The sequence below is a fragment of the Microbacterium paraoxydans genome (assembly GCF_900105335.1).
Classification (GTDB): Bacteria; Actinomycetota; Actinomycetes; order Actinomycetales; family Microbacteriaceae; genus Microbacterium; species Microbacterium paraoxydans.
The window spans coordinates 3,190,860-3,215,347 of record NZ_LT629770.1 but is presented as its reverse complement, the minus strand read 5'-3'; the positions used below and the strand labels follow the sequence as shown (position 1 = coordinate 3,215,347).

Here is a 24,488-nt window from a genome sequence, read left to right as displayed (position 1 = left end):
TCCCCCTTTCACGGGCGTGGCGGAGGCGGGACCGCCCCTGAGCCGACCTACCCTGGGGGCATGGGACGCTCTCCATTCACTCTAGCCGCGGCGGTGACGGCCGCACTTCCCGGCGCGGAGGTCACGGGCACCCGGGCGCTCACCGCGGACGGCGACGGGCGCTTCGACTCCGCCGTCGCCTCCCTCGCCGACGGCCGGGAACTCGCGATCCGCGTGGCGGACGACGACGACGCGGCGCGGGAGCTGGCGGCAGAGGCCCTGGCGCTGCGCGCCCTCACCGACGGCGCGCGTGCCATGCTGCCGTTCCGCGCCCCCGGCTACATCGGCGAGACCAGGGTGGGCGAAGGGCGCGCGCTCGTGACCGAGCTGCTCCCCGGCTTCCAGATCGAGGCGTCGATGGTGCCGGCCGGACGCGGCGCGGCGGAATCCATGGGAGCCGCGATCGCCGCCGTGCACGGGCTGCCGACGTCGGTCGTCCGCGGCGCCGGACTCGTGATGCGCAGCGCCGAGGAGAGCCGCGCCGAACTGGAGCGGCTCGTCGACACCGCGGCCGCCACCGGACGCGTCCCCGCCCGCCTCACGGTGAGGTGGCGGGATGCCGTCGCCGACGACGACCTCTGGCGCTTCGAGTCGACGGTCGTCCTCGGCGGCGCGCAGGCGACGTCCTTCCTCTTCGACGACCACCCCGAGCGCGGCCCCGAGGTCACCGGCGTGATCGGCTGGCACGGTCTCGCGGTCGGCGATCCGGCACTCGATCTCTCCTGGCTGTCCGCGGCTCCCGACGCGGCGGCCGACGTGCACGGCGCCTACGCCCGCACCATGGACCGCACTCCCGACGCCGGGCTCGAGGTTCGCGCGCGCCTGCTCGCCGAACTGGAGTTCGCGCGCTGGCTCGTCCACGGCGACGCCTTGCGGCGCGAGGACATCGTGGAGGATGCCGCGGCTCTGCTCGAGGCTCTGGCCGACGGCCTGCGCCATGACGACCTCGGCGTGCCCGGCGATCGTCGCTCGGACGTCGACTCCGCGATGGACGCGCTCGACCGCGTGCCGGTGGCGGCCGCTCCGGAGGTGGACACCTCGATGCAGACCGACGCCTACAACCCCGAAGAGCTCTGGGCGGCGGAGGCGGACGACGCGGACCACGACGCGCCAGCCGACGTGTCGGCCGACCTGGATGTGCCTGGGGGTGCACCGTCGCAACCCGACGCGGAGCACCGCGCCGCGGTGGCGAGCATCGAGACCGAGGACCTCTCCGGCGTCGCACACGCGTTCGCCGAGACGCGAGGGGGCGGACGAAGCGAGTCCTCCGCCTTCGCCTCGTCCCCGGCCGCGGACGACGACGACTCCGAAGAGGCTCAGCGCGCGGCGCGGGCGGCGCTCCAGCGCTGGAAGAGCTCCTCCTCGGAGTAGACGCGATCCCCGCGGATGACGAGGTCATCGGCCACGTAGTACAGCGCCACGTCGATCTCCTCCAGCGGGACGCCGAAGCGCCGATGGTACGCGAGCCGATAGAGGGCGAGCTGCAGCATCCGCTCCTCGCGTTCCTGTGGCGTCCGTGGCGCCCGCCCGGTCTTCCAGTCCACGATCTCGATCCGTCCGCCGCGGTCGGCGCGTCGGTACACCGCGTCGAGCTTGCAGATGACGATGTGCGCGTCCGCGCCTGAGTGCAGCCCCGGAAGGCCGGCTCCCAGCGCGAAGTCGATCTCGATCTCCACGGCGAGCGGCTGCAACGGTCCCCACTCGCTCCGCTCGAATGTCTCCTGCAGCGCAGCGAGGTCGGCGGCGTCCGCCGCAGCCCCGGATGCGGAAGCGCCCGGGGTGCTGTCGCCCTCGGGCTCGTCCTCGTCGATCTCCCAGAGCGCCTCGTCGACCCGGGTTCCCACACCGACGAGTTCGGAGCGCTGCTCGACCCACGCGTGGAACAGGGTCCCCAGACGGGTCTGACGGTACGGACGCTCCGGCATCGGACGCACGAGCGAGGACAGGGTGCCGGTGTAGTCGGTGACGTAGTCCTTGAACCGCGACGCGGGAACCCGGGTCGGGGCTTGCGCGTCCGTTCCGCGTTGGCGGGCCGCGCGCTCGTCCAGCAGCCGACGCAGTTCCTCCGTCGGCACGACGGCGTCGTCCTGGAGGGCCTCTTCGACGACTGCGGCCGCGGCACCGACCACCCCGCGCCGTCCTCCGAGCGGATCGAGCGGCCAGTGCAGCGTGGCCCCGGGGCCGTCGTACGGGTTCTCGTCCGGATCGACCGGCGGGATCTCGTCGAGCCCGAGGACGTCGATGGCCTCCAGCAGGTACGGACTCGGGGTGCGTGGTGCCTTCTGACCCGCCCAGTGCGCCCCGCTGAGCAGCAGGTCGCTCTTCGCTCGGGTGATCGCCACGTAGGCGAGACGGCGCTCCTCCTGCCGCTGGTACTCCCGGTAGGCGTCCTTGAACCGCTTGAGCGCGCCGCCGTGCGGGTTCGCCTTCGTCGCGCCGCCCGACAGCGACGCCTGGGCGAGCTTCTGCCGCTTGCCGGGGTCGGTCTCGCCCTCCATCGCCTCCTCCGGATCCCAGACGAAGCGCGGAAGCGCGTCGCGGTCTCCGCGCAGCGCGAAGGGCACCACGCCGAACCCGAACCACCCGGAGGTGTCGGACACCCGCCCCGGCAGCTCGTCGACGACGAGGCGCACGACGGCGACGGCATCCCACTCCAGGCCCTTCGATCCGTGGATCGTGAGCAGCTGCACGACGCCGGCCTCCGGCGGCTCCGGACGGGGCATGAGCTCGTCGGTGCTCTCCGCCTTGTCGAGCCAGGCCAGCAGGCTGCCGATGGTGCCGCGTTCGTCGGCGGCGAGGAACGCCCGCACCTCGTCGGCGAACGCCCGCAACTGTGTGGCTGCGACCCGCGCAGGTCCTCGGGTCTCGTTGGCGGCGAGCTCGATGTCCAACCGCAGCTCCAGCTCGATGAGTCGGATGAGCTCCGGGATGGGCTGGGACGATGCGCGACGCAGGCGTTCCAGCATCTCCCCCGCGGACCGGATCCGGGCGCGCCCCTCCGGGGTGATGCCCTCCAGCAGGCGATAGTCGTCGCGCACCGCGCGCACGATGTCGACCGCGTCCACGATGGAGACGGCCTCGTCGGCGCCACGGGACGAGCGCAGCCGCGCCCGCACCTCCTCGGGGAGGGGCATGAGGGCGGTGTCGCGCTCCGCGATCGCCCGTCCCAGCTCGTAGAGCGCGGCCATGTCCGCCACCCCGACCCCGAAGCGGGGGCCGGTGAGGAGCCGGATCAGCGCCGAGCCGGCCGTCGGATCGTGCACCACCCGCAGCGTCGAGACCACGTCCACGACCTCGGGCGTGGCGAGCAGTCCGCCCAGTCCGAGGATGCGGTGCGGAATCCCCCGCGCGGCGAGCGCGCCGGCGAAGGTCTGCATGTGGCGCTTGGACCGGAACAGGATCGCGCCGGTGTGCGGGGAAGTCGAGGTCTCGTCATGGGCGGCGCGGCGCTCGGCGAACCAGGCCGCGACCTCGGCGGCCTCGTCGTCGACGGTGAACGGGTAGCGCACGGCGACCGTGCCCTCCCCCGCGCCCGGCCGCGGCTCCAGCGGCGGGACGTCGAGTCCGGGGCGTTGCAGCGGCTCGAGGACGCGGTTGGCGATGTCGAGGATGCTCCGATCGTTGCGCCAGCTCGTCATGAGGCTGTAGGTGCGCACGTCGCCCGTGCTCGAGAAGGACCGGGGGAACGCGTAGAGGTTGTCGGCGCTGGCCCCCCGCCAGCCGTAGATCGACTGATGCGGATCGCCGACGGCCATCACGGCCGTGTCGCGGAACAACTCGGCGAGGAAGCGGGTCTGGATCACGGAGGTGTCCTGATACTCGTCCAACAGCACGACCCGGTGCTGCTCGCGGAGCTCGGCGCGGACGTCCGGAGCCGACTCGACGATGTCGAACGCGCCGGAAACCTGGTCGGCGAAGTCGAGCACTCCGCGCCGGTCCTTCTCGGCGATGTAGTCCCGGACGAGACGGGTCAGGGTCGACAGACTCCGGAGGTTGACCGCCGCCTTCTCGACGTCGGCGTGGGAGCGGTAGGGCTCGAACGCCGCGGCCTGCGCCGCGGCGAGGCGCTCCGCCTCCGCGAGGTCGACCCGGTGATCGAGGGCCTCGCCGGCGAGCCGCTGCACGGCGTCGATGACCGTTCCCAGGGCGTAGTCGACCTCCTCCAGCTCCGGCAGGTCGCTGCGGAGCACGACCTCGCGCGCCAGCATCCAGGACGCCGCCTGGCTGAGCATCGCCACATCGGGGTCCCGGCCGATGCGCGCGGCGTGCTCGCGGACGATGCCGTCCGCGAAGGCGTTGTAGGTCGATACGCGAGGACGGATGAGGAGGTCCTCGGCCGTGCGGACCGCACCGGACTGCCCGCCCGTGCCGTAGTGCCGCGCGAGGTCATCGAGGACGTGGGCGCGCACGAGTTCACGCTGCCGCCCCGGCGCGGCCTCCGCCACGCGGCGCAGCGCCTCTCCGGCGACGATCTCCGGGAGATGCGGGAGCAGACCCCGCCGACCGTATTCGTCGACGACCGCGAGGCGGGCGCCGATGCGCTCCGCCAGCTCCCCCGCCGCCTTGCGGGTGAACGTGAGTCCGAGGACTTCGTCCCGGCGGACGAGCCCGTTCGCGACGAGCCAGACCACCCGGGCCGACATGGTCTCCGTCTTGCCGCTGCCGGCTCCGGCGACGACGAGGGCGGGCTCGAGGGGAGCCTCGATCACCTGCTGCTGGGCGGGCGTCGGGGTCGGGAGTCCGAGCGCGGCGGCGATGTCGGTCGCCGAGAGCACGGCGTCCGGGGTTCCTGCGGTCACGCGCTCACCGCCGGCACGGTGTGGATCCGGCAGGGATGCACCCGGCGCTGCGTGTCCGCGCAGTGCGCCTCGACCTGAGCCGTGAAGCTCGCCGCCGACATGCCGCGGGCGACCTCGGCGACCCGGTTCAGGAACTGCGACCGCGCCTCGGCGTCCAGCGCGTGCTGGTGCGCGACGCGGTAGTCGCTCTTGGCCAGCGTCTTCGAGACGATGACGAGACGTGCGCCCCCGAGCGAGCCCGGCGCGGCCCCCGGCACGAGGCCCTCCTGCACCGCGATCTGATAGGCCGCGAGCTGGGCATGATCGACCACGCCGCCGTCCGACTCCGGATCGGTCTTCCCGGTCTTGAGGTCGACGACCACCGTGGTCCCCTCCGGCCCGCCGGACATCGACTGCCAGCCGCGTCCTCGGGCCGGGCCGTGCTCGCCCGCCCCGGGCGGGTACGCCTCGACCCGGTCGATGTAGCCGTGCACGATGGCACGATGACCGCGGTCCTCTCCCACCGGGTGCACGGTCGGCTCGGCGGTCTCGCCGGACACGTCGACGGCGAACCGGAACTCCACCTCGCTGCCGAGGATGCGACCGCCGTCTCGCCTCACCTCGCCGAGGTAGCTGTGCAACCGGTCGATGAACAGGTCGGCGCGACGACGCTCCTTGCGACCGATCCACGCCGTCTCGAAGTCGAGCTCCGGCCAGTGCTCCTCGACGATCTCGCGCATGCGCTCGAGGTCGCCGTCCGGTACGCGCTCCATCGCCTCGTGGACGATCGTGCCGATACCGGCCGTCGGCGGCATGACCGTATCGCCTCCGAGGGCCGAGACGACCCAGTTGAGCCCGCACTCCTCGTACGACTCCACGGCCGAGGGCGACACCCGTGCTCCGTTCGCGGCGAGATCGCGCAGCGGCGCGGCCGTCGACGGCGCCGTGACCCCGTACCAGTCGTGCGGATGCGCTCCCGGCACCCCCTCCCTCGCCAGGACGGCGAGCTGGGCGGCGGCCTCGCGCTGCGCCGGTTCGGAGTGGGCCGTGGTGAGCACCCGGCGGTACCGCGCGACCAGCCCACGCAAAGTGAGGGGGTGCTCTGCGGAGGGATGGCGCTCGGACGGCTGCGGCGCGGGAAGGAAGCCGAAGAAGGCGCTGGGCGTCAGATCGTCGTCGTCGACGGCGGTGATGAGCAGCCGGTGGCGGGCGCGCGAGATCGCCCGTACGAACAGCCGCAGCTCGTCGTGGAGCGCGGCGCGACGCCGGTCGAGGACGTCCGGCACCTCGGCCGGCAGGCCGGAGCGAGCCGCGGTCAGCGCGTCCGCCAGCCGCCAGGTCTGCAGGAGCCCGCCGCGCAGTCGCACGTTGGGCCAGACGCCGTCCTGGACCCCGGCGACGACCACGGCGTCGAACTCCGTCCCGAGCGCGGTGGCCGGCGTGAGCAGCGTGACCGTGCCCGGCCGCTCGGGCGACGACAGCGTGTCTTCCGGCACCTCGCTGTCGAGGATGTCGCGCACGAAGACCTCGGGGCGCTCGTTCGGGGTGCGCTCGACGAAGCGCTTGGCCGCGTCGAAGAGGGCCACGAGGGCGTCGAGCGACCGTGCCGTCTCGGCGCCGGTGGGCAGCAGCGAGATCTCCCGCCACGCGACGTGCAGCCGCCGCCCGTCGACGGCCCTGGCCTGCTCCCAGATGCGCCACAGGAGGTCATGGATCGTCTCTCCCCCCGCCGCGGCACAGGCGACGCCCGCTACGGTCTCGGCGAAGCGCTCGGCAGTCCGTGACTCCGGTGCATCGATGAGGGTGAGGGTGGCCGGTGCCGACATCGCCGCGCGCAGGAGCTCGCGCGCCGGAGTCGACCCGCCCTGGCCGAGTTCGAGGTGACGGAGCCGCGCGCGCAGCCGACGGAGCGCGATCGCGTCCATGCCGCCGAAGGGTGTGCGCAGCGCCTCCTCCCAGGCCTGCACCGTGCGCTCTTCGTCCGGGGTCAACGCGAGCCGCACGATGCCGACGATGTCGCGCACGATCCCCTCGCTGCCGAGCGGGCGCTGCACCCCCGCGGCCCTCGTCGGGATCTCGCGCGCGGCGAGCTCGGTCTCGAGGGCTGTGACCTGACGGGTGTCATGGGCGATGACCGCCATCCGCTCCCAGGGGATTCCGGCCCGGAGATGCCAGTCGCGCATGACCCCGGCGATCCGGTCGAACTCCTCGTAGGGGGACGGGGCGAGGAACGTCGACACCTCGGCCTCGTCGTCCTCCGCCGCCGGTGCCGGCGCCCGCCGGTGCTCGACCCGTCCGGACACCCCGATCGCCTGCGTCACCGTGCGCGTCAGCGCGGTCAGCAGGGGGCGCTGGCGGTGCGCGCCGTCGAGCACGTGCACGGCGCCGAGCGCGCCGGTGAGCTGCGCGAACAGCTCGGGACTGGCCCCGCGAAAGGCACCGGAGGAGATGTCGGGGTCGCCGAAGGCCTGCACGGCGATGCCGCGGTCGAGGAGCGCGCGCACCACGCCGATCCCGCCGCGCGTCAGCTCCTGGGCGTCGTCGATGAGCACCACGCGCAGTGGTGCCAGCGCTCCGAACGTCGCGGCGTCCGCCGTACGGAGGATCCCCGCCGCCTCACCCAGGAGGTCGGCGGCGTCGCGGTGGGCGGACCGCAAGGCGTCGAGCACGGTGCGGTACTCCTCCACGAAGTCGGCGGCCGCTGTCCAGACCGCATCGCCGGTGGCACGCAGTTCCGCCGGGTTCGCCCCCAGCTCCGTGCACTCCGCGAGGAAGGCGCGGAGTTCGGAGCGGAAGCCCTTCGAGGCGCGGACCGGCTCGCTGAGCGCCGGGGGCCAGGAGATCCGGCCGTCTTCGACGTCGCCCGCCAGCAGCTCGGCGATGATGCGATCCTGGTCGGCGCCGGTGAGCAGCGCCGGCGGCTCGGCCCCTTCGCGGACCATCGCCCCGCGGACCAGCTGGAACGCGAACGACCCGAGCGAGCGGGCCAGTGGCCCCGGCGTCGCCTGGCCGATGCGCACGCCGATGCGGTCGCGCAGCGCGGTGGCCGCCTGCCGGCTCGGGGTGAGCGCCAGCACCTCCTCCGGCCGCAGTCCCTCGACCTCGAGGAGCTGCACGACCCGGTCGACGAGCGTGCGCGTCTTACCCGTGCCGGGGGCGCCGATCACGACGCCGGACGCGGTCGGCGGCGCCGTGATCACGGCTCGCTGGGCGGCATCCGACAACATCCCTCCACGCTATCGGGAGGCGCGGACATCGACGTCGAAGGCGACGCTCGTCGCGGGTTGTGCGCTCAGGGCGAAACGGCCGCCGTCGCCGGTCTCCGCCGCCGGCTGCGCGATAGAGTTGGCGAGTCCGACGACCTGCAAGGAGCATCCGTGGAAATCCGCATCGGCATCATCAACACCGGCCGCGAGCTGAGCTTCGACACCGCTGCCACGGCGGACGAGGTCCGCTCCCAGGTCTCCGCGGCACTCGAGCAGAGCGCCTCGCACCTGAGCTTCGCCGACGTGAAGGGCAACTCCTACATCGTGCCGACCGCGAACCTCGCCTACATCGAGCTGGGCACCGAGGAGTCGCGTCGCGTGGGCTTCGTCGCCTGACCCGCGCATGTACATCCTCCTCGCCCTCGTCGGCGCCTGCGTGCTCGGGATCGCCGCGCACTTCCTGATCGGCGGTCGCGAGCTGCGCGGCGTCGCCCTCGCCCCGGCGATCGCGACGGCCGTCTCGGCGATCGTCTACACGAGCCTGCAATGGGCCGGCGTGGGCGAGGACAGCCCCTGGCTGTGGCTCGCGAGCATCCTCGGCGCGGCGGTGGTCGCGGCCCTGGCGACCGCGGCCCTCACCGCAGGGCGTCGACGCGGCGACGCGCAGAGGCGAGCCGCGCTCGGGATCTGACCTAGGACGCGAGGCCCATCGCATCCATGCGGCGGGCGTGCGCTCCCATGAGCTCGGTGTACACCGGCTCGATGCGGGCCTCCTCCACGGCGAGGAGCTCCGGCCGCAGCGCCGCACGGCAGACGAGGATCGTGTCCCCCACGAGGCGTCGTGCCCACATGGACAGCAGCGAGCGCCACTCCTCGTCGCTCTCGATCGTCTCCTGGATGATCGCGACGATCTCGTGGCGCGCGTCGTCCTCGCGCAGGATCTCGGCGACCCGCCGCCCCGTCTCGCCGTAGCTCGAGGCGAGCGCGAGGTAGAAGTCGTCGAGCATGCCTGCCGTGATGTAGACCGCGAGCAGGGTCTCGCGCGGGCGCGCCCCGATGGTCTTGCGCCGGAACGCGTCCAGGTGCTCGCGGAACGGGAGCATGAGCTGCGTCGGGTCCTGGCCACGTGCCGCGATGATGTCGACGATGCCCCGGTGCTTGGTGAGCGCGGCACCGGCGGCCCGCGACAGCGACTCCTTCTCGGCCAGCTCGGGAGTCGCGCGGATGAGCCGCGTCAGCGTCTCGAAGTAGCCGAGCTGGAGGTAGGCCGCCTGGCCGAGGAACCGGTCGAGCTCAGGCGCCAGCTCCGCGAAGTCGACGCGCGTCGCATCGCTCTGCTCGCCCCGGCTGCGCAGCGCCAAGGTGCGTCGCGGCGCGGCGTCGCGCTGCCAGAACCACTTAACCACGAGGTGTTCCTCCCGAGTCGGCCACGTCGTTCACAATACTCGGGCGACGGCGTCCTCCCTGTCCGGAGCCGCCCCTCCGGTAGGCTGGGCGTGTCCCCGCCGTCGGAGCGGGGCCCCGCGCCTGTGGCACACGAGACGGCGTGGCTCCGTTTACGAGGCGATCGCGAGGTCGCCGGACAGGCATCTGAACACAGTGACAAGTTTCGCCGAACTCGGCATCGACCAGGACATCGTCGACGCACTGGCAGCGAAGGGCATCGTCGATGCCTTCCCGATCCAGGAGCAGACCATCCCCCTCGGCCTCCCCGGCCAGGACATCATCGGGCAGGCCAAGACCGGTACGGGCAAGACCTTCGGCTTCGGCATCCCGGTCGTGCAGCGACTCGGGAAGGACCCGGAGCCGGGCGTCAAGGCCCTCATCGTCGTCCCCACCCGTGAGCTCGCGGTGCAGGTCTACGAGGACATCGACCTCCTCACGAGCAACCGCTCCACGAGCGTCGTCGCCATCTACGGCGGCAAGGCCTATGAGGGGCAGATCGACCAGCTCAAGGCCGGCGCGCAGATCGTCGTCGGGACGCCGGGTCGTCTCATCGACCTCGCCGGCCAGCGCCTGCTCGATCTCTCGAACGCGACCGAGGTCGTGCTCGACGAGGCCGACAAGATGCTCGACCTCGGCTTCCTGGCCGACATCGAGAAGATCTTCCAGAAGGTGCCGGCGGTGCGGCACACCCAGCTCTTCTCCGCGACCATGCCCGGTCCGATCGTCGCGCTCGCGCGGCGGTTCATGACCAACCCCATCCACATCCGCGCCAACGACCCGGACGAGGGTCTGACGCAGGCGAACATCAAGCACCTCGTCTACCGCGCACACTCGCTCGACAAGGACGAGGTCATCGCCCGCATCCTGCAGGCCGAGGGGCGCGGCAAGACCGTGATCTTCACGCGGACGAAACGTGCGGCGCAGCGCCTCGTCGACGAGCTCACCGACCGCGGCTTCAACGTGGGCGGCGTGCACGGCGACATGGGCCAGGATCAGCGCGAGCGCTCCATGGCCGCGTTCAAGGCCGGCAAGAAGGACGTTCTCGTGGCGACCGATGTCGCCGCGCGCGGCATCGACGTTGATGACGTCACGCACGTCATCAACCACACGATCCCCGACGAGGAGAAGACGTACCTGCACCGCGCGGGACGCACCGGCCGCGCGGGGAAGACCGGCATCGCCGTCACCTTCGTCGACTGGGAGGACCTGCACAAGTGGGCCCTCATCAACCGTGCCCTCGAGTTCGGCCAGCCCGAGCCCATCGAGACCTACTCCTCGAGCCCGCACCTCTACACCGACCTCGACATCCCCGAGGGGACGAAGGGCCGGCTCGTGAGCGCGCCGAAGAAGGAGGCGGTCAAGACCGAGCGCTCCCGTCGCCCGGAGCGCGCTGCCGACGCCGCCGCTGAAGGGACCGGGGAGGGCGGCACGCGCCGCCGTCGCCGCCGCCGCACGGGTTCCACGCCCGTCGGCTCGACCTTCGCCGAAGGGGCGAGCGAGGGAGGATCCGCCGAGGGCTCGACCGCGCAGGCCGCCGACCGCGGCGCCGAGGGCGCCGGCACGCACGACGGCGCCGGCAAGGAGCACCACGATGGCAAGCCCGCTCCGGCGCGTCGTCGCCGCCGTCGTCGCGGCGGCTCCGGCACCGGAGCGGCACCCGTCACGGGCGCCTGATCCGCATCATCATCGTCCGAGGGGCGCCGCACGGTCTTCCGTGCGGCGCCCTTCGTTCTCCAGGAGTGCAGCCGGGACCTGCGGCGGGTAGACCCAGGCGACGAGTACGACCGAGATGATCATCAGCAGGAACCACGAACTGAGTTTGCTCAGGGACACGGGCTGCCACACATCCGCCTGGTCGGGATACGCCCAGGCACCCGCCCAGGTGCCGATGTTCTCGGCCAGATAGATGAACACCGCCACTCCGGCGAAGACGGCCAGGAGCGGCAGCCGGATGGTGCGGCGCCATACGCGGGCATGCATGATCGTGGGCAGCCACAGCACGATGACCCCTGCCAAGAGCACCCAGCGCGCATCCCACCACCAGTGGTGGGTGAAGAAGTTGACGTAGATCGCGGCGGCCAGCACAGCCGTCAACCACCGGCGGGGGTAGCGGGTGAACCCGAGGTCGAACAGCCGATACACGCGCACCATGTAGGAACCGACGGCCGCGTACATGAAACCGCTGAACAGCGGGACACCGCCGATACGGAGGATGCCGTCCGCCGCGTACGCCCAGGAGCCGACGTCGGTCTTGAACAGCTCCATCGCGGTGCCGGTGATGTGGAAGAGCACGATCACCCAGAGTTCACGTCCGCTCTCGAGGCGGAACACGAGCATCGCCACCTGGATCAGGACGGCCGCGATCGTCAGCGCATCGTTGCGGGCCAGTGCCGCGTCGTCGGGATACCAGAGGCGGGCCGCGACGATCACCACCAGCAGGGCCGCTCCGAACACGCACGCCCATGCCTGTTTCAGCACGAACACGACGAACTCGGCGAGCCCGGCGCGGAAGCCCGTGGTCGGCACCGCGCGGAGGAGTCGGCGAGCGGTCGCGTCGACGCGGCGCTCCAGGGAGGTGGGACGTTGCATGCCTCGGACCGTATCCGTCCGTCTCGACAGAACGCCGGGAGACCGCCGACAGAACGCCGGGGTCAGGGACGCCGCGGACCGGAGCCGGAGGCGCGATCCATGATCCGGGCGACCATGTCCTCCGCCGTGGTGTTCTCTCCCGGAACGTTCGGTTTTCCGGTGCCGTGGTAATCGCTGGACCCGGTGACGATGAGGTCGTGCCGGGCTGCCAGCTCGCGCAGCAGCTTCTTGCCGGCGGTCGTGTTCTCCCGGTGATCCACCTCGAACCCGGCCAACCCCGCGTCGATCAGACGCTCGATGTACGGCACCGGCATCATCCGGTCCCGGCCGGCCGTGACCGGATGGGCGATGATCGCCACACCTCCCGCCTGAGTGATCAGTCGCACGGCCGTCAGCGGGTCCGGAGCGTAGTGCGGCTCGTAGTAGCCCTCCCGCGGGTGGAGGATGCCGTCGAAGGCCTCGCCCCGATCACGCACGATGCCGCGCGCCACCAGCGCGTCGGCGATGTGCGGGCGGCCGACGGTCGCGTCGAGCGTGGTCTGGGCCAGGACGTCGTCCCAATGCAGGTCATAGTCGCGGCCGATGTTTCGGACGATGCGCTCCGCTCTTCCGATGCGGTCGTTCCGGATCCGGTCGGTCTCGGCCCGCAGCGCCGCGTCGTCCGGATCGAAGAGATAGCCGAGCACGTGCACGCTGCGCCACTCGTGCTTGGCGGAGAGCTCCATCCCGGGAAGGAAGGTCATACCGAGGGCGACGGCGGCGTCCCCGGCCTCCGTCCAGCCGGTGGTGCGGTCGTGGTCCGTGAGCGCGGCGGTCCGCACGCCGTGTCGATGCGCCTGTCTCATGACCTCGCCCGGCGCCTCGGTGCCATCGGAGTGATTGGAGTGCAGGTGCAGATCGGCGGGACCGGCGGGCGGAACGGGCATCCTCCGAGCGTACCGAGCGCCGACGCGCGTGGCGCGGATTCCCGGACCCCGATCGCGGCGTCGGGCCAGCCGCGAGGCAGGGACTTCACAGGCGACGCTTCTAGGCTGAAGGGGATGTTTCGACTCCTGGGGATCCTGCTCACCGTGCTCTTCGCGATCGCGGCGGCGGTCGTGGTGTGGCCGCAGTTCTTCAACCTCGAGCAGACGTACCCGTTCGCGCAGCTCGTGGCCGCCCGCGGCCTCGTGCTCGGCGGGTTCCTGGTCATCGCGGTGCTGGCGCTGCTGCTCCTGCTCGCCCGGCCGCTGCGCGGCTTCGCGGCGTCCGTCCTGATCGTCGCCCTGCTCGGCGCCGCCGCGACCGGGGCGATCGGAGCGACGCGGGGGTTCGGCGTGGCCGCCATTCCCGAGCGGACCGACACGAGCCTGCGGGTGCTCACCTGGAACACCGCGGGTGAGGCCGTCTCCGCCGAGCAGATCGCCCAGGAGATCCTGGAGCAGGAGGCCGACGTGGTGGCACTGCCCGAGACCACCGAGGAGGTCGGCGAGCGGATCGCGCTCATGCTCCGCGAGCAGGGGCATCCGATGTGGGTGCATCACGTGCAGTTCCGCCCGGACGTGGAGGACGGCCCGCAATCGTGGCAGACGACGGTCCTCGTGGCCCCCGAGCTCGGCGAGTACTCCGTCATCGAGTCGTCGAAGGACGGGAGCAACAACACCGGATCCGTGCCCAGCGCCGTGCTGATGCCGATCGACGGCGACGGTCCGACGATCGTCGCCGTGCACGCGGTCGCGCCGCGCATGGAGGAGATGCAGCAGTGGCAGAGTGATCTGCAGTGGATCGCCGACCAGTGCCCCGCGGGTGACTTCATCCTCGCCGGCGACTTCAACGCCACCGTGGATCACATGGCCTCCCTCGGCATCGACGGCGGCGACATGGGGTACTGCCGCGACGCCGCCTCCCGGACCGGGAACGGGATGTCCGGAACCTGGCCGAGCTCGTTCCCTGCCCTCGCCGGCGCCCCCATCGACCACGTGATGGCCTCCCCCAACTGGCGACCCACGGGTTCCGCCGTCCTCGAGGATGCCGGCGGGAGCGATCATCGCGCCCTCATCGTGCAGCTCGAGCCGACCGGCTGATCCGCGCCTGGCGCGTCCAGGTGAGAGACTGGACGGATGAGCACCGGAGAAAACGACACGATCGCTGACGAGACCGTCGAAGCCCCCGTCGAGAACAGCTCGACCAACCGCAAGCAGCCGTTCCCGCAGGGGTTCCTCGACACCATCTCCACCGGGTGGGCCGAGCGTCCGGATACCCTGCCCGCGCCGCGCGCCCAGGCCGCGTACGCCGAGCGCCGCCGGGCCGCCGTCTCGGCCGCTTTCCCCGGCAAGCGGCTCGTGATCCCCGCCGGCTCGCTCAAGCAGCGCAGCAACGACACCGACTACGTCTTCCGCGCGCACTCCGCCTTCGCGCACCTCACCGGCTGGGGGTCCGACGCGGAGCCCGACTCGGTGCTCGTCTTCGAGCCGACGCACGACGGGCACGACGTCACGCTGTACTTCCGCGAGCGCGCCGACCGCACGACGACGGAGTTCTATGCCGACGCCACCGTGGGCGAGTTCTGGATCGGTCCGCGTCCGTCGCTGGCCGGCGTCGCCGCCGACCTGCAGGTGGCCACGGCCCACCTGCACGAGTTCGCCCCGGTCGACGGCGAGCTCGTCCTCGAGGAGGATGAGTCCCTCACCCGTTTCGTCTCGGAGCTGCGACTCATCAAGGACGACTTCGAGATCGCCGAGATGCGGCGGGCCGTGGAGATCACCGCACGGGGCTTCGACGACATCATCCGCGAGCTCCCGGCCGCCGTCGCGCACGCCCGGGGCGAGCGCGTCGTCGAGGGAGTCTTCCACCGGCGCGCCCGCGAGGACGGCAACGGCGAGGGATACGACACGATCGCCGCGTCCGGGCCGCACGCCTGCTACCTGCACTGGACGCGCAACGACGGCACCGTCATCCCCGGAGACCTCATCCTCGTCGACGCCGGCGTGGAGGCCGACAGCCTGTACACCGCCGACATCACCCGTACCCTGCCGGTGTCCGGGACGTTCACAGAGGTGCAGCGCCGCGTCTACGAGACGGTGCGCGAGGCGGCCGACGCCGCCCTCGCCGCGGCCAAGGTCGGCGTCCGCTTCCGCGACGTCCACGCGGCGGCCATGTCCGTGATCGCCGCCCGCACCGCGGAATGGGGCCTGCTCCCCGTCACCGCCGAGGAGGCCCTCGACGCGGAGGCGGGCGGCCAGCACCGGCGCTACATGGTGCACGGCACGTCGCATCACCTCGGCATCGACGTGCACGACTGCGCTCAGGCGCGCCGCGAGATGTACTACGACGGCATCCTCACGCCGGGCATGGTCTTCACGATCGAACCGGGACTGTACTTCCAGATCGACGACCTCACGGTACCCGCCGAGCTGCGCGGCATCGGCGTCCGCATCGAGGACGACATCCTGATGACCGAGGACGGCCCGGTCAACCTCTCCGCGGACATCCCCCGCACGGCCGATGAGGTCGAGGCCTGGATGGCCCGTCTGCAGCGCTGAGCTCTGACCGGAGCCGCTGAGCCGAGGCTGGGGAGGACGGAGGGCCGCCGCTCTCCCCAGACCGGCGGCCCGTTCCCCCTCTGCGGAGACGAAGGTCGACCAGGGGCCCTCCCCCGAGGATCCCTGGAGCCGCCCCCGGCATGGTGCCCGTGCCGGCGCCGCGTCTCCCCCCGAAGACCTGCGGCCGCCTCCCACGGAAGAGATGCGGGAGCCGGCCGTTCATTACGCGGTTCCCCCGGTTCTCCCGATCCGGAGGAGGATCAGCCCCGTCGTGCTGCGACGAAGGCGTCGACCACGGGCGCGATGTCCGCGCCGACCTCGGCCGGCGGGCGCCGGTTCCCCTTGACCTCGAAGGAGTGCCCGCCGCCCTCGACCCAGTGCACCCTGGCGTCCTGGCAGCCGGCGACGGCGTCGTCGAGCTGGGCGATCGGCTGGATGAACGGGTCCGCCGTGCCCTCGATGAAGAGTTGCGGGACGGTGATCGACGGCAGATGGGCGACCCGGGGCTTGTCCGGGCGGCCGGGCGGATGGAGCGGGTAGCCGAGGTAGACGAGGCCCTCCACGACGAGTCCCTCCGCCGCGGCCAGGGACGCCATGCGCCCGCCATAGGACTTCCCGGTGGCCCACACGGCGGCTCGTGGCGCTCGTACGCGGGCGTCGGCGACCACGGCGTCCCACGTCGCGACGGCGTGCGCGGCCGGACCGGGCATGCGGCGTCCCTGCTCGGCGTACGGGAAGCTGAAACGCAGCGTCGCGTACCCGAGCGCCACGAGTGCGCGGTCGTACCCGACGAGGAAGGGGTGGTCCTTCCCGGCTCCGGCCCCGTGGGCGATCAGGACGACGTCGTCACGGATGCCCGGTGTCCAGTCGGCGGACACCGTCGTCGTACCGGTCGGCAGTGCGACCTCGATGCGGACCGGCGTGGGCTCCGCGGTCACCGCACCGATCCGGGGGTGCCGGTCTCCGGGTCGGCGGGTCGCGGCGGAAGTCCCGGCTCGGGCGCGGGCTCGGGAGCCGGTGCAGGCTGAGGCTGAGGCGCCGGGGCAGGATCAGCCTCAGGCTCGGGTGCAGGCTCAGGCGAGGGCTGGGGAGGACCGGGCGGGATCCGCTCGCCGTACTTCGGCGGCTCGTCCAGGTTCACCGGCGGACGCACCGGGGCGACACGCTGCGCACCGAGGACCTGGCGAGCCTTCGCCAGCGAACCGGGCTGCACGGTCACCTCGTAGTGATCCGCGGCGAACTGCGTCACGCTCGCGAAGTCCCGACGGCGACGCACGATCGCGTAGGTGATGAGGCTCAGCAGCATGCCCACTGCGACGCCGATGAGGACGAAGCCGACGAACAGCTGGATCGGCACCTCAGGATTGCCGAGGACGAGGATCGCCGAGAGGAACAGGCCGATGAGGATGCCGTTGATCGCTCCCGACCGTGCCGCCGCGGCATAGCCGAGCCGTCCGGTCACCCGCTCGACCGTCCGCACGCTCTGACCGACGATCGCGATGTCGCGCGCGGGGACCTCTCCGGCGATCAGTTTCGACACCGCCTTCTGCGCGCTCTCGTAGTCGCGCATGGAGGCGACGATCTCACCGGTGTCCGTGCCGCTCGCGGGGCGATTCAGCATGCTCATCCGGCTATTCTTCCACGTCGTGCCCCGCGTCCGGCCGAGCGACCGCCGCGACCGCCGTCCCGGCACGGCGCGGGCTACGCTGGTCGAGTGAGCACACAACGGGTTTTCGCCGCGCGCCTGGCAGGGTGTGCCGTCTTCGATCCCGTCGGCGACCGGCTCGGCAAGGTCCGGGACGTCGTCGTCGTGTATCGAAGTACCGCGGCCCCGCGCGTGATCGGACTGGTCGTGGAGATCCCCGGCCGCCGCCACGTGTTCCTCTCGATCGGCCGGGTCACGTCGATCCGGTCCGGTCAGGTCATCACCACCGGCCTCATCAACGTCCGTCGCTTCTCGCCGCGCGCCGGCGAGGTACGCGTCCTCGCCGAGATGCTCGGCCGACGCGTGAGCCTCACGGACGGAAGCGGCACCGCCGTCATCGAGGACGTCGCGATCGAGCCCAACCGCCTCGGCGAGTGGGCGATCAGCCAGCTCTTCCTGCGCCGGCCGAAGACCGGTGCGTCGCCGTTCGCCAAGGGCCCGACGACGTTCGCCGCCTGGAGCGAGGTCACCGAGGAGCACGCACCGGGCGAATCGCAGTCCGCCGAGCAGCTCGTCGCCTCCTACTCCGAGCTGCACGCCGCCGACCTCGCCAACACGCTCCTCGACCTCCCCCAGCAGCGGATGATCGAGGTCGCGGAGGAGCTCTCCGACGACCGCCTCGCCGACGCCCTCGAGGAGATGCCCGAGGACGAGCAGGTGCACATCCTCGACCGCCTCGGCGAGGAGCGGGCAGCCGACATCCTCGATCAGATGGAGCCGGACGACGCCGCCGATCTCCTCGCCCAGCTCCCGCCCACCCAGCTGGAGCAGTTGCTCCAGCGGATGGAGCCGGAGAGAGCCGAGGACGTACGGATGCTGCTGCGCTACGGTCCCGACACGGCGGGCGGTCTGATGACCCCGGAGCCGATCATCCTCTCCGCTGACGCCACGGTCGCCGAGGCACTGGCGCTCATCCGCCGCCACGAGCTGCATCCGGCTCTCGCCGCGGCCGTCTTCGTCACGCTCCCGCCGTTCGAGACGCCGACCGGCCGGCTGCTCGGCCTCGTGCACTTCCAGCGGATGCTGCGCTATCCGCCGCACGAGCGGCTCGGCGCCATCCTCGACGACAGCCTCGAGCCGGTGCCCGTCACCGCCTCCGCCGCCGAGGTCGCCCGCATGCTCGCCAGCTACGACCTCGTCTCGCTGCCCGTGATCGACGCAGCCCACCGCCTCGTCGGCGCGATCAGCATCGACGACGTGCTCGACTACCTGCTGCCGGACGACTGGCGCACCCACGACAGCGACGATGTGACACCGCCCGTGACGGAGGCGCGCTGATGGCGCGCAAGGAGCGGGCCGCCCGCCTCGACGCGCCAGGACGGACGAGCACCCGCCCCCGGTCGACCTCGCGCGACCGCTTCGGTCGCTTCACGGAGTGGGTCGCCCGCGCCATGGGCACCCCGGCGTTCCTCGTCATCCTCAGCCTCTTCTGCATCCTCTGGATCGGCTGGAACACGCTGATGCCCCGCGAGGTGCGCTTCGACGACGCCGCGCTGGGCTTCACCGCGCTCACCCTCATGCTGTCGCTGCAGGCCTCATACGCCGCGCCGCTGATCCTCCTCGCGCAGAACCGCCAGGACGACCGCGACCGCGTGCAGATCGAGCAGGACCGGCAGCGCGCCGAGCGCAACCTCGCCGACACCGAGTACCTCGCCCGCGAGATCGTCGCGCTGCGGATGTCGCTGGAGGAGCGCAACGCGCAGGTGGTCACCCGCGACGTGCTGCGGCAGGAGCTCCGTGCCCTGCTGGCCGAGCTGGGCGACGCCGAGGAGAAGCCCGCGGGCGGCACCGTCTCATGACCGCGGCCGAGAGCGTCAGGGCCGCGGTGGCGGCGGTGACCGATCCGGAGCTGCGGCAGCCGATCGGCGACCTCGACATGGTGCGCGACATCTCGGTCGAGGACGGGGTCGCGCATGTGGGCATCGTGCTGACGATCGTCGGGTGCCCCGCCGCCGACCGCATCGAGCGCGACGTGCGCGGTGCCGCGGCCGCGGTCCCCGGGGTCACGGACGTCGAGGTCGAGGTGGGCGTGATGACCCCGGCCGAGCGCAAGGCCCTCACCGAACGGCTCCGGGCGGGACGCCCCGCCCGGCACATGCCCTTCGGCCCCGACTCCCTCACCCGCGTGATCCTCGTCTCCAGCGGCAAGGGCGGCGTCGGCAAGTCGACGGTCACCGCGAACCTCGCGGTCGCTCTCGCCGACCGGGGCCTCGCCGTCGGCCTGGTGGATGCGGACGTGCACGGCTTCTCGATCCCCGGGCTGCTGGGTATCCCCGCCGGCACGCAGCCGACGCGCATCGACGACCTGATGCTGCCGCCGGTGGCACACGGGGTGAAGACCATCTCGATCGGGATGTTCCTGCGCGACGGGGAGTCCGTCGTGGCCTGGCGCGGACCGATGCTGCACCGCACGGTCTCGCAGTTCCTCACCGACGTCTTCTTCGGCGACCTCGACGTCCTGCTCATCGACATGCCACCGGGCACCGGTGACATCGCGATCTCGATCGGGCAGCTCCTCCCCCACGCCGAAGTGCTCGTGGTCACCACTCCCCAAGCGGCGGCCTCCGACGTGGCCATCCGCAGCGGACTCGTCGCCCGTCAGACCGGTCAGCGCGTGATCGGCGTGATCGAGAACATGTCCGCGTACTCCCTCCCCGACGGCACGGTCATCGACCTGTTCGGCGCGGGTGGCGGAGCGGCGGTCGCGGAGGCCCTGTCCGAGCCCGACGCGCCGGTCCCCCTGCTCGCCTCCATCCCGCTCAGCCCGGCGCTCCGTCAAGGCGGGGACGTGGGCGTCCCGGTCGTCACCTCCGCGCCCGACGACGCCGCCGCCCAGGCGATCCGCACGATGGCCGCCGGCCTCGCCCGACGGGGCCGTGGCCTCGCCGGACGCTCGCTGCCGATGTCGATCGCCTGAGGCCGAAGGGGAGGATGGACGGATGCCGCACCGATCTGTGACCGTGGATGAGAGCCTGCTGCGGCGGATGGCGCGTGACGCCACCGTCTACTCCCTGACCAGGCCCGTCGCGATCGTGATGTGGGTCGCACTGGCAGCCGGACTGGTCCTCTCCGTCTTCACGCTCAACGACCTCCTCTCCCGCGGAGCGGAGGTCAGCACGATCGTCGCCTGGCTGCCCGCCGTGACGGTGGCACTGGGTGCCTACGCGGTGATCCTGACCACCTCGAGCGCCCGCAAGGCCGTCCGTGCCGCGATGCCGGTCGAGAGCGTGGTCTGGGTCGCGCTGGACGAGGACAGGCTGCAGCTGGGAAGCGATCGCCGCCGCTCCGAGATCCCGTACCGCACGTTCCAGAGCCTCCGTGTCGGCAGGGACGCCGTGATCTTCAAGGTGCGCGATGCCTCGGTCGCCACCGCGATCCCGCGCTCGCTGTTCAGCGACGAGGAGCTGACGATGCTGCGGACCCGGATCTCCTGAACCGACGACTCAGGTCGCCTCGGTGTCGAACGGCGGGCGGTTCTCGGCGCTGAAGGTCGGCGGCGCGGTGCGCGGGGCCACCGGCTCCGCGATCGTCGCCGTCGCCTGCGCGGGGGTCGCGGGCTCCGGCTCCTCCAGGAGCGCGTCGCGGATGATGCGCCGGGGGTCGTACTGCCGCGGGTCCAGCTTGCGCCAGTCCACGTCGTCGAGTTCCGGACCCATCTCCTCGCGGACGCGGGACTTCGTGTCGCGGATGTACTCGCCGGCCTTGCGCACGATGCTCGCGAAGGCCTCCGCGGCACGCGGCAGACGCTCGGGGCCGATGATCAGCACTGCGATCAGGCCGATGAGCAGCAGCTTCTCGAAGGTCAGGCCGAACGTCATGTGACCAGGCTACCGCCGCGCCTGCGGGCTCTGCGCGCAGTGAGCGAATACCCTGGACACATCAGCCATGCACGCAGGGAGAGGCAGGTCATGAGCGAGCACGACGCCAACGCGCGCTTCCTTCGCGAGTCCATCGTCGAGCCGGAGACCATCGCCCGCGCTCGCACCCACGCCGTGGAGCTCGGGGCGGCCCCCATCAGCGCCGTCGTCGGTTCGCAGATCGCAGTGCTCGCCGCCGCGGGCACCGCCCGCTCCATCGTCGAGATCGGAACCGGCGCCGGCGTCTCCGGACTCTGGCTGCTGCGCGGGGCCCCGAACGCGGTGCTGACCTCGATCGACAACGAGCCCGAGCACCTCGCCGCCGCCCGTCAGGCGTTCGCGGACGCGAAGGTGCCCGCCACCCGCGCGCGGTTCATCGCCGGACGCGCGATCGACGTGCTCCCCCGCATGAACGAGGCGTCGTACGACATCGTCCTCGTCGACGCCGACCCCGAGAACGTCATCGAGTACGTCTCGCACGGACTCCGTCTCGCTCGTACCGGTGGCCTGGTGCTCGTGCCCCGCATCCTCGCCGGGGGCCGCGTGGCCGACCCGGTCCAGCGCGACGACATCACCTCCGCCTATCGATCGCTCGTCCAGGAGACGCAGGAATCGTCGGCGGTGCTGGCCACGGTCTCGCCCGCGGGCGAGGGCCTGCTGCAGCTGATCCGCCTCGACGACCGCGCCTGAGCGGGACCCCCACACGACAAGAGGGCGAGGGATCCGCGATCCCTCGCCCTCTGCGGTCGCGCTTCAGCGGACCGGGTTCGATCAGGCCGGGGCCACGACGGCACCGAGCACGTCGTGAAGCTCCTTGGCCTCGGCGTCGTTCACGGAGACGACCAGGCGGCCTCCTCCTTCGAGCGGAACACGCACGATGATGAGTCGTCCCTCTTTCACGGCCTCCATGGGTCCGTCTCCGGTCCTCGGCTTCATCGCTGCCATCGTGGCTCCCTTTCCTCCGGTGGTATGGGACGAGTTTATCGGGTGCGACCGCGCCGTGGACGTCACGGGGACACAATCCACTCCCCCGCGTCGTCAGGGCACCTGCCAGAACGTACTGCCGAGGGCATACACGTGGTAGATCCACACCCACTGGCCGACCAGGCACAGTGCCAGCACCCCCAGGCGCCAGGTTCGTGACCGGGGCACCGCGACCGCACCCCACGCCGGGCTGAGCGGCAGCAGCAGGCGGAAGGTGCTCGACTGCGGGAAGAACACTGCGAGCAGATAGAGCAGGTAGCTCGCGCTCCAGAGACGGAGGTCCGGGCCGAGCGCGCGCACCTGCGGGGACAGCATCAGCGCCGCGCCCGCCGCGACGACGAGGACGACGAGGGCGACCGGTCCCCAGGCCGGTGGCAGACCCCACAGCTCGAACCAGAAGTGCGACGCCTGCACCCACCCCTCGAAGGGCACGAAGCCCTCGACTCCCCCGGCGATCCAGTGTCGTCGCCAGGCGAGTTCGGTGGCGAGGTAGGCGCCGGGGTCACCGGTCACGACACCGGCGATCAGCTGCCAGGCGAACCCGGTGGCCGTCGCGAGCGCGCCGAGGGCGACGATGTGCACGATCTCCCTGGCGCCCAGCGGATCGGTGCGGCGATGCCGCCAGCGGAGGATGCCGTGCAGACCGAGGTACAGGGCGAAGGCGAGCACGCCGGGGCGGGTGAACCCCAGCACCGGGATGAGCACGTACAGCCAGGTGTAGTTCCGCCGGATCGTCGCATCCAGCGCGAGGAAGAGCAGCAGCAGGAAGAGCGTCTCCGCGTAGCCGACCTGAAACAGCGCGGCCAGCGGCCCGGACGCGAAGAAGACGACGGCCCACAGCGCCGCTGCGTTCCCGATGCGGTCGCGGAGCAGACGATGCAGGGCGAGACAGGCAAGGTAGCCGGCTCCGAGCGAGAGCACGAGAGCGCCCGCGCCCCAGGAGCCGAGCACGAAGCCCAACGCCTTGGCGGCGTACGCGAACACGGGCATGAAGGCCCACGCGTTCTCGGCCACCTGCCCGTCATCGGTCAGCGGGAGGTCGGCGGGATAGCCGTGCACCGCCACCTGCCAGTACCACTGCGCATCCCACCCGAGGACGAAGTCCACGAGCCCGGCGTCGCCGCCGAAGCGCGAGAACACCGTGGACAGGGCGGCCGCGGCGATGAGGAATCCGGTCGTCACGACCCGTGCGAGGACGTAGACGATGCCGATGCGCAGAGCCAGCGGTATCCGCGCCCAGCGCCGTGCGAGCGTCAGTGCGACGTCAGCCATGCGCGCAGACCCCGCTCGACGGCGTCGATCTGGGCGAGCGGCACACGCTCCTCGTCGTGATGGGCGAGATGCGGGTCGCCCGGCCCGTAGTTCACGGCCGGGATGCCGAGGGCCGAGAACCGCGCCACGTCGGTCCAGCCGTACTTCGGCTGCGGCTCCGCGCCGACAGCCGCGACGAACCGGCGCGCGATGTCCGCGTCCAGGCCGGGGCGGGCACCTTCGGCGGCATCCGTGATCTCGACGTCGAATCCGGCGAGCACCGCTCGGACGTGAGCCTCGGCGTCGGCCGCGGACTTGCTCGGCGCGAAGCGGTAGTTGACCTCGACCTCGCAGGCGTCCGGGATGACGTTGCCCGCGACTCCTCCCGCGATGCGGACCGCACTGAGGCCCTCCCGATAGAGAAGTCCCTCGACCATCACCTCGCGCGCTCGGTACTCGGACAGCCGGGTGAGGATGGGCGCCGCGCGATGGATCGCGTTCTCGCCGATCCAGGCTCTGGCGCTGTGCGCGCGGACGCCCGTGGTCCGCACGATCGCCCGCAGCGTGCCGTTGCATCCCCCCTCGACCTGGCCGTTCGAGGGCTCCCCGAGGATGGCGAAATCGGCCTGGAACAGGTCGGGACGCGCTGCGGCGAGAAGCCCGAGGCCGTTCAGGGAGGCCGCGACCTCCTCGTTGTCGTACCACATCCAGGTCACGTCGATCGCGGGGTCGGTGAGCTCGGCGGCCAGCTTGAGCTGCACCGCGACCCCCGCTTTCATGTCGACGGTGCCGCGACCCCACAGATACGGCACGCCGTCGATCTCGATGTCGCGCGTGGGCAGGTTGTCGTTGAGGGGCACGGTGTCGATGTGCCCGGCGATCGCGACGCGCTGCGCCCGACCGAGATCCGTGCGGGCGACGACCGTGTTGCCGTGCCGGATGACCTCCAGGTGCGGCAGACCGGACACGGCCTCCTCGATCAGGTCGGCCAGTGTCTTCTCGTCGCCGGAGACACTCGGGACGTCGCAGATCGCGCGGGTGATGTCGGCGGAGGACGCGGTCAGATCGAGCACCATGCCCCCAGCCTACTGATGCCCGTCATGCGGGACGGG

General features: G+C 71.8%; 22 protein-coding genes. 11 read left to right on the top strand and 11 right to left on the bottom strand.

The window, feature by feature from the left end:
* Positions 1-60: 60 nt before the first annotated feature.
* Positions 61-1,410 carry a protein kinase family protein gene (locus BLU02_RS15675; RefSeq protein ID WP_231919596.1) on the top strand — a complete coding sequence of 450 codons (1,350 nt, stop codon included), beginning with the start codon at positions 61-63 and terminating at the stop codon, positions 1,408-1,410.
* Here the strand turns inward: BLU02_RS15675 and BLU02_RS15670 are convergent.
* Positions 1,356-4,838, bottom strand: a complete 3,483-nt coding sequence (locus BLU02_RS15670) for an ATP-dependent helicase (RefSeq protein WP_060923152.1) — start codon at positions 4,836-4,838, stop codon at positions 1,356-1,358. The two genes, BLU02_RS15675 and BLU02_RS15670, sit on opposite strands and share 55 nt — an antisense overlap.
* Complete coding sequence (locus BLU02_RS15665) at positions 4,835-8,044, bottom strand: ATP-dependent helicase (protein WP_060923153.1); 3,210 nt, start codon at positions 8,042-8,044, stop codon at positions 4,835-4,837. The genes BLU02_RS15670 and BLU02_RS15665 overlap by 4 nt, the downstream gene beginning before the upstream one ends.
* A gap of 150 nt (positions 8,045-8,194) precedes the next feature.
* Here BLU02_RS15665 and BLU02_RS15660 point away from each other — a divergent pair, with 150 nt between their 5' ends.
* Together BLU02_RS15660 and BLU02_RS15655 are read left to right on the top strand one after the other, a co-directional pair.
* On the top strand, positions 8,195-8,419 hold the full coding sequence (locus BLU02_RS15660) for a DUF3107 domain-containing protein (RefSeq protein WP_060923154.1): 225 nt from the start codon (positions 8,195-8,197) through the stop codon (positions 8,417-8,419).
* A 7-nt stretch (positions 8,420-8,426) separates the two neighbouring features.
* Positions 8,427-8,714, top strand: coding sequence for a hypothetical protein (locus tag BLU02_RS15655; protein WP_060923155.1), 288 nt, complete (start codon positions 8,427-8,429; stop codon positions 8,712-8,714).
* 1 nt (position 8,715) lies between these two features.
* Here BLU02_RS15655 and BLU02_RS15650 read toward each other — a convergent pair whose 3' ends face one another.
* On the bottom strand, positions 8,716-9,429 hold the full coding sequence (locus BLU02_RS15650; RefSeq protein ID WP_060923156.1) for a ferritin-like fold-containing protein: 714 nt from the start codon (positions 9,427-9,429) through the stop codon (positions 8,716-8,718).
* A gap of 193 nt (positions 9,430-9,622) precedes the next feature.
* Between BLU02_RS15650 and BLU02_RS15645 the strand changes: the two genes are divergently transcribed.
* Positions 9,623-11,143 carry a DEAD/DEAH box helicase gene (locus BLU02_RS15645; RefSeq protein ID WP_083371047.1) on the top strand — a complete coding sequence of 507 codons (1,521 nt, stop codon included), beginning with the start codon at positions 9,623-9,625 and terminating at the stop codon, positions 11,141-11,143.
* A 9-nt stretch (positions 11,144-11,152) separates the two neighbouring features.
* On the opposite strand, the gene BLU02_RS15640 is transcribed toward BLU02_RS15645, so the two are convergent.
* A complete protein-coding gene (locus BLU02_RS15640; RefSeq protein WP_060923608.1) occupies positions 11,153-12,058 on the bottom strand; it encodes a DUF817 domain-containing protein in 906 nt (301 codons plus the stop codon).
* A 62-nt stretch (positions 12,059-12,120) separates the two neighbouring features.
* Positions 12,121-12,984, bottom strand: a complete 864-nt coding sequence (locus tag BLU02_RS15635) for a PHP domain-containing protein (protein WP_060923607.1) — start codon at positions 12,982-12,984, stop codon at positions 12,121-12,123.
* 114 nt (positions 12,985-13,098) lie between these two features.
* Between BLU02_RS15635 and BLU02_RS15630 the strand changes: the two genes are divergently transcribed.
* Complete coding sequence (locus tag BLU02_RS15630; protein ID WP_060923606.1) at positions 13,099-14,121, top strand: endonuclease/exonuclease/phosphatase family protein; 1,023 nt, start codon at positions 13,099-13,101, stop codon at positions 14,119-14,121.
* 36 nt (positions 14,122-14,157) lie between these two features.
* The gene (locus tag BLU02_RS15625; protein WP_083371046.1) at positions 14,158-15,579 is read left to right on the top strand and encodes an aminopeptidase P family protein; all 1,422 of its coding nucleotides are present in this window, start codon (positions 14,158-14,160) and stop codon (positions 15,577-15,579) included.
* Between the two features lie 260 nt (positions 15,580-15,839).
* Here BLU02_RS15625 and BLU02_RS15620 read toward each other — a convergent pair whose 3' ends face one another.
* Together BLU02_RS15620 and BLU02_RS15615 are read right to left on the bottom strand one after the other, a co-directional pair.
* Positions 15,840-16,517, bottom strand: coding sequence for an alpha/beta hydrolase family protein (locus tag BLU02_RS15620; RefSeq protein WP_144880857.1), 678 nt, complete (start codon positions 16,515-16,517; stop codon positions 15,840-15,842).
* Complete coding sequence (locus BLU02_RS15615) at positions 16,514-17,206, bottom strand: YflT domain-containing protein (protein ID WP_060923131.1); 693 nt, start codon at positions 17,204-17,206, stop codon at positions 16,514-16,516. Before BLU02_RS15615 ends, BLU02_RS15620 begins: the two co-directional genes overlap by 4 nt.
* An 87-nt stretch (positions 17,207-17,293) precedes the next feature.
* Here BLU02_RS15615 and BLU02_RS15610 point away from each other — a divergent pair, with 87 nt between their 5' ends.
* Genes BLU02_RS15610 through BLU02_RS15595 form a run of 4 tightly spaced genes read left to right on the top strand, consistent with a single transcriptional unit; the run spans position 17,294 to position 20,718 of the window.
* A complete protein-coding gene (locus tag BLU02_RS15610) occupies positions 17,294-18,562 on the top strand; it encodes a magnesium transporter MgtE N-terminal domain-containing protein (RefSeq protein WP_060923132.1) in 1,269 nt (422 codons plus the stop codon).
* The gene (locus tag BLU02_RS15605) at positions 18,562-19,083 is read left to right on the top strand and encodes a DUF1003 domain-containing protein (RefSeq protein ID WP_060923133.1); all 522 of its coding nucleotides are present in this window, start codon (positions 18,562-18,564) and stop codon (positions 19,081-19,083) included. Before BLU02_RS15610 ends, BLU02_RS15605 begins: the two co-directional genes overlap by 1 nt.
* Positions 19,080-20,201, top strand: coding sequence for an Mrp/NBP35 family ATP-binding protein (locus BLU02_RS15600; RefSeq protein WP_060923134.1), 1,122 nt, complete (start codon positions 19,080-19,082; stop codon positions 20,199-20,201). Before BLU02_RS15605 ends, BLU02_RS15600 begins: the two co-directional genes overlap by 4 nt.
* A 22-nt stretch (positions 20,202-20,223) precedes the next feature.
* On the top strand, positions 20,224-20,718 hold the full coding sequence (locus tag BLU02_RS15595) for a YcxB family protein (protein ID WP_060923135.1): 495 nt from the start codon (positions 20,224-20,226) through the stop codon (positions 20,716-20,718).
* 9 nt (positions 20,719-20,727) lie between these two features.
* Here the strand turns inward: BLU02_RS15595 and BLU02_RS15590 are convergent, their stop codons facing one another.
* The gene (locus BLU02_RS15590) at positions 20,728-21,102 is read right to left on the bottom strand and encodes a twin-arginine translocase TatA/TatE family subunit (protein ID WP_060923136.1); all 375 of its coding nucleotides are present in this window, start codon (positions 21,100-21,102) and stop codon (positions 20,728-20,730) included.
* 90 nt (positions 21,103-21,192) lie between these two features.
* Between BLU02_RS15590 and BLU02_RS15585 the strand changes: the two genes are divergently transcribed.
* A complete protein-coding gene (locus tag BLU02_RS15585; RefSeq protein ID WP_060923137.1) occupies positions 21,193-21,831 on the top strand; it encodes an O-methyltransferase in 639 nt (212 codons plus the stop codon).
* A gap of 81 nt (positions 21,832-21,912) precedes the next feature.
* Here BLU02_RS15585 and BLU02_RS15580 read toward each other — a convergent pair whose 3' ends face one another.
* The 3 genes from BLU02_RS15580 to dapE form a co-directional block, all read right to left on the bottom strand.
* Positions 21,913-22,086, bottom strand: coding sequence for a DUF3117 domain-containing protein (locus BLU02_RS15580; protein ID WP_071328210.1), 174 nt, complete (start codon positions 22,084-22,086; stop codon positions 21,913-21,915).
* 93 nt (positions 22,087-22,179) lie between these two features.
* Positions 22,180-23,397, bottom strand: a complete 1,218-nt coding sequence (locus BLU02_RS15575; protein WP_060923138.1) for a hypothetical protein — start codon at positions 23,395-23,397, stop codon at positions 22,180-22,182.
* Entirely contained in the window at positions 23,379-24,452 is a 1,074-nt protein-coding gene (gene dapE, locus BLU02_RS15570) for a succinyl-diaminopimelate desuccinylase (RefSeq protein WP_060923139.1), read from the bottom strand. The genes BLU02_RS15575 and dapE overlap by 19 nt, the downstream gene beginning before the upstream one ends.
* Positions 24,453-24,488: the final 36 nt, after the last annotated feature.

Bases quoted from the DNA above. Each gene is read 5' to 3' on its own strand.
- BLU02_RS15575 (WP_060923138.1), bottom strand. From the start codon at position 23,397: ATGGCTGACGTCGCACTGACGCTCGCACGGCGCTGGGCGCGGATACCG.
- BLU02_RS15655 (WP_060923155.1), top strand. From the start codon at position 8,427: ATGTACATCCTCCTCGCCCTCGTCGGCGCCTGCGTGCTCGGGATCGCC.
- BLU02_RS15640 (WP_060923608.1), bottom strand. From the start codon at position 12,058: ATGCAACGTCCCACCTCCCTGGAGCGCCGCGTCGACGCGACCGCTCGC.
- BLU02_RS15585 (WP_060923137.1), top strand. From the start codon at position 21,193: ATGAGCGAGCACGACGCCAACGCGCGCTTCCTTCGCGAGTCCATCGTC.
- BLU02_RS15590 (WP_060923136.1), bottom strand. From the start codon at position 21,102: ATGACGTTCGGCCTGACCTTCGAGAAGCTGCTGCTCATCGGCCTGATC.
- BLU02_RS15635 (WP_060923607.1), bottom strand. From the start codon at position 12,984: ATGCCCGTTCCGCCCGCCGGTCCCGCCGATCTGCACCTGCACTCCAAT.
- BLU02_RS15615 (WP_060923131.1), bottom strand. From the start codon at position 17,206: ATGAGCATGCTGAATCGCCCCGCGAGCGGCACGGACACCGGTGAGATC.
- BLU02_RS15665 (WP_060923153.1), bottom strand. From the start codon at position 8,044: ATGTTGTCGGATGCCGCCCAGCGAGCCGTGATCACGGCGCCGCCGACC.
- BLU02_RS15580 (WP_071328210.1), bottom strand. From the start codon at position 22,086: ATGGCAGCGATGAAGCCGAGGACCGGAGACGGACCCATGGAGGCCGTG.
- BLU02_RS15595 (WP_060923135.1), top strand. From the start codon at position 20,224: ATGCCGCACCGATCTGTGACCGTGGATGAGAGCCTGCTGCGGCGGATG.
- BLU02_RS15630 (WP_060923606.1), top strand. From the start codon at position 13,099: ATGTTTCGACTCCTGGGGATCCTGCTCACCGTGCTCTTCGCGATCGCG.
- BLU02_RS15605 (WP_060923133.1), top strand. From the start codon at position 18,562: ATGGCGCGCAAGGAGCGGGCCGCCCGCCTCGACGCGCCAGGACGGACG.
- BLU02_RS15625 (WP_083371046.1), top strand. From the start codon at position 14,158: ATGAGCACCGGAGAAAACGACACGATCGCTGACGAGACCGTCGAAGCC.
- BLU02_RS15675 (WP_231919596.1), top strand. From the start codon at position 61: ATGGGACGCTCTCCATTCACTCTAGCCGCGGCGGTGACGGCCGCACTT.
- BLU02_RS15600 (WP_060923134.1), top strand. From the start codon at position 19,080: ATGACCGCGGCCGAGAGCGTCAGGGCCGCGGTGGCGGCGGTGACCGAT.
- dapE (WP_060923139.1), bottom strand. From the start codon at position 24,452: ATGGTGCTCGATCTGACCGCGTCCTCCGCCGACATCACCCGCGCGATC.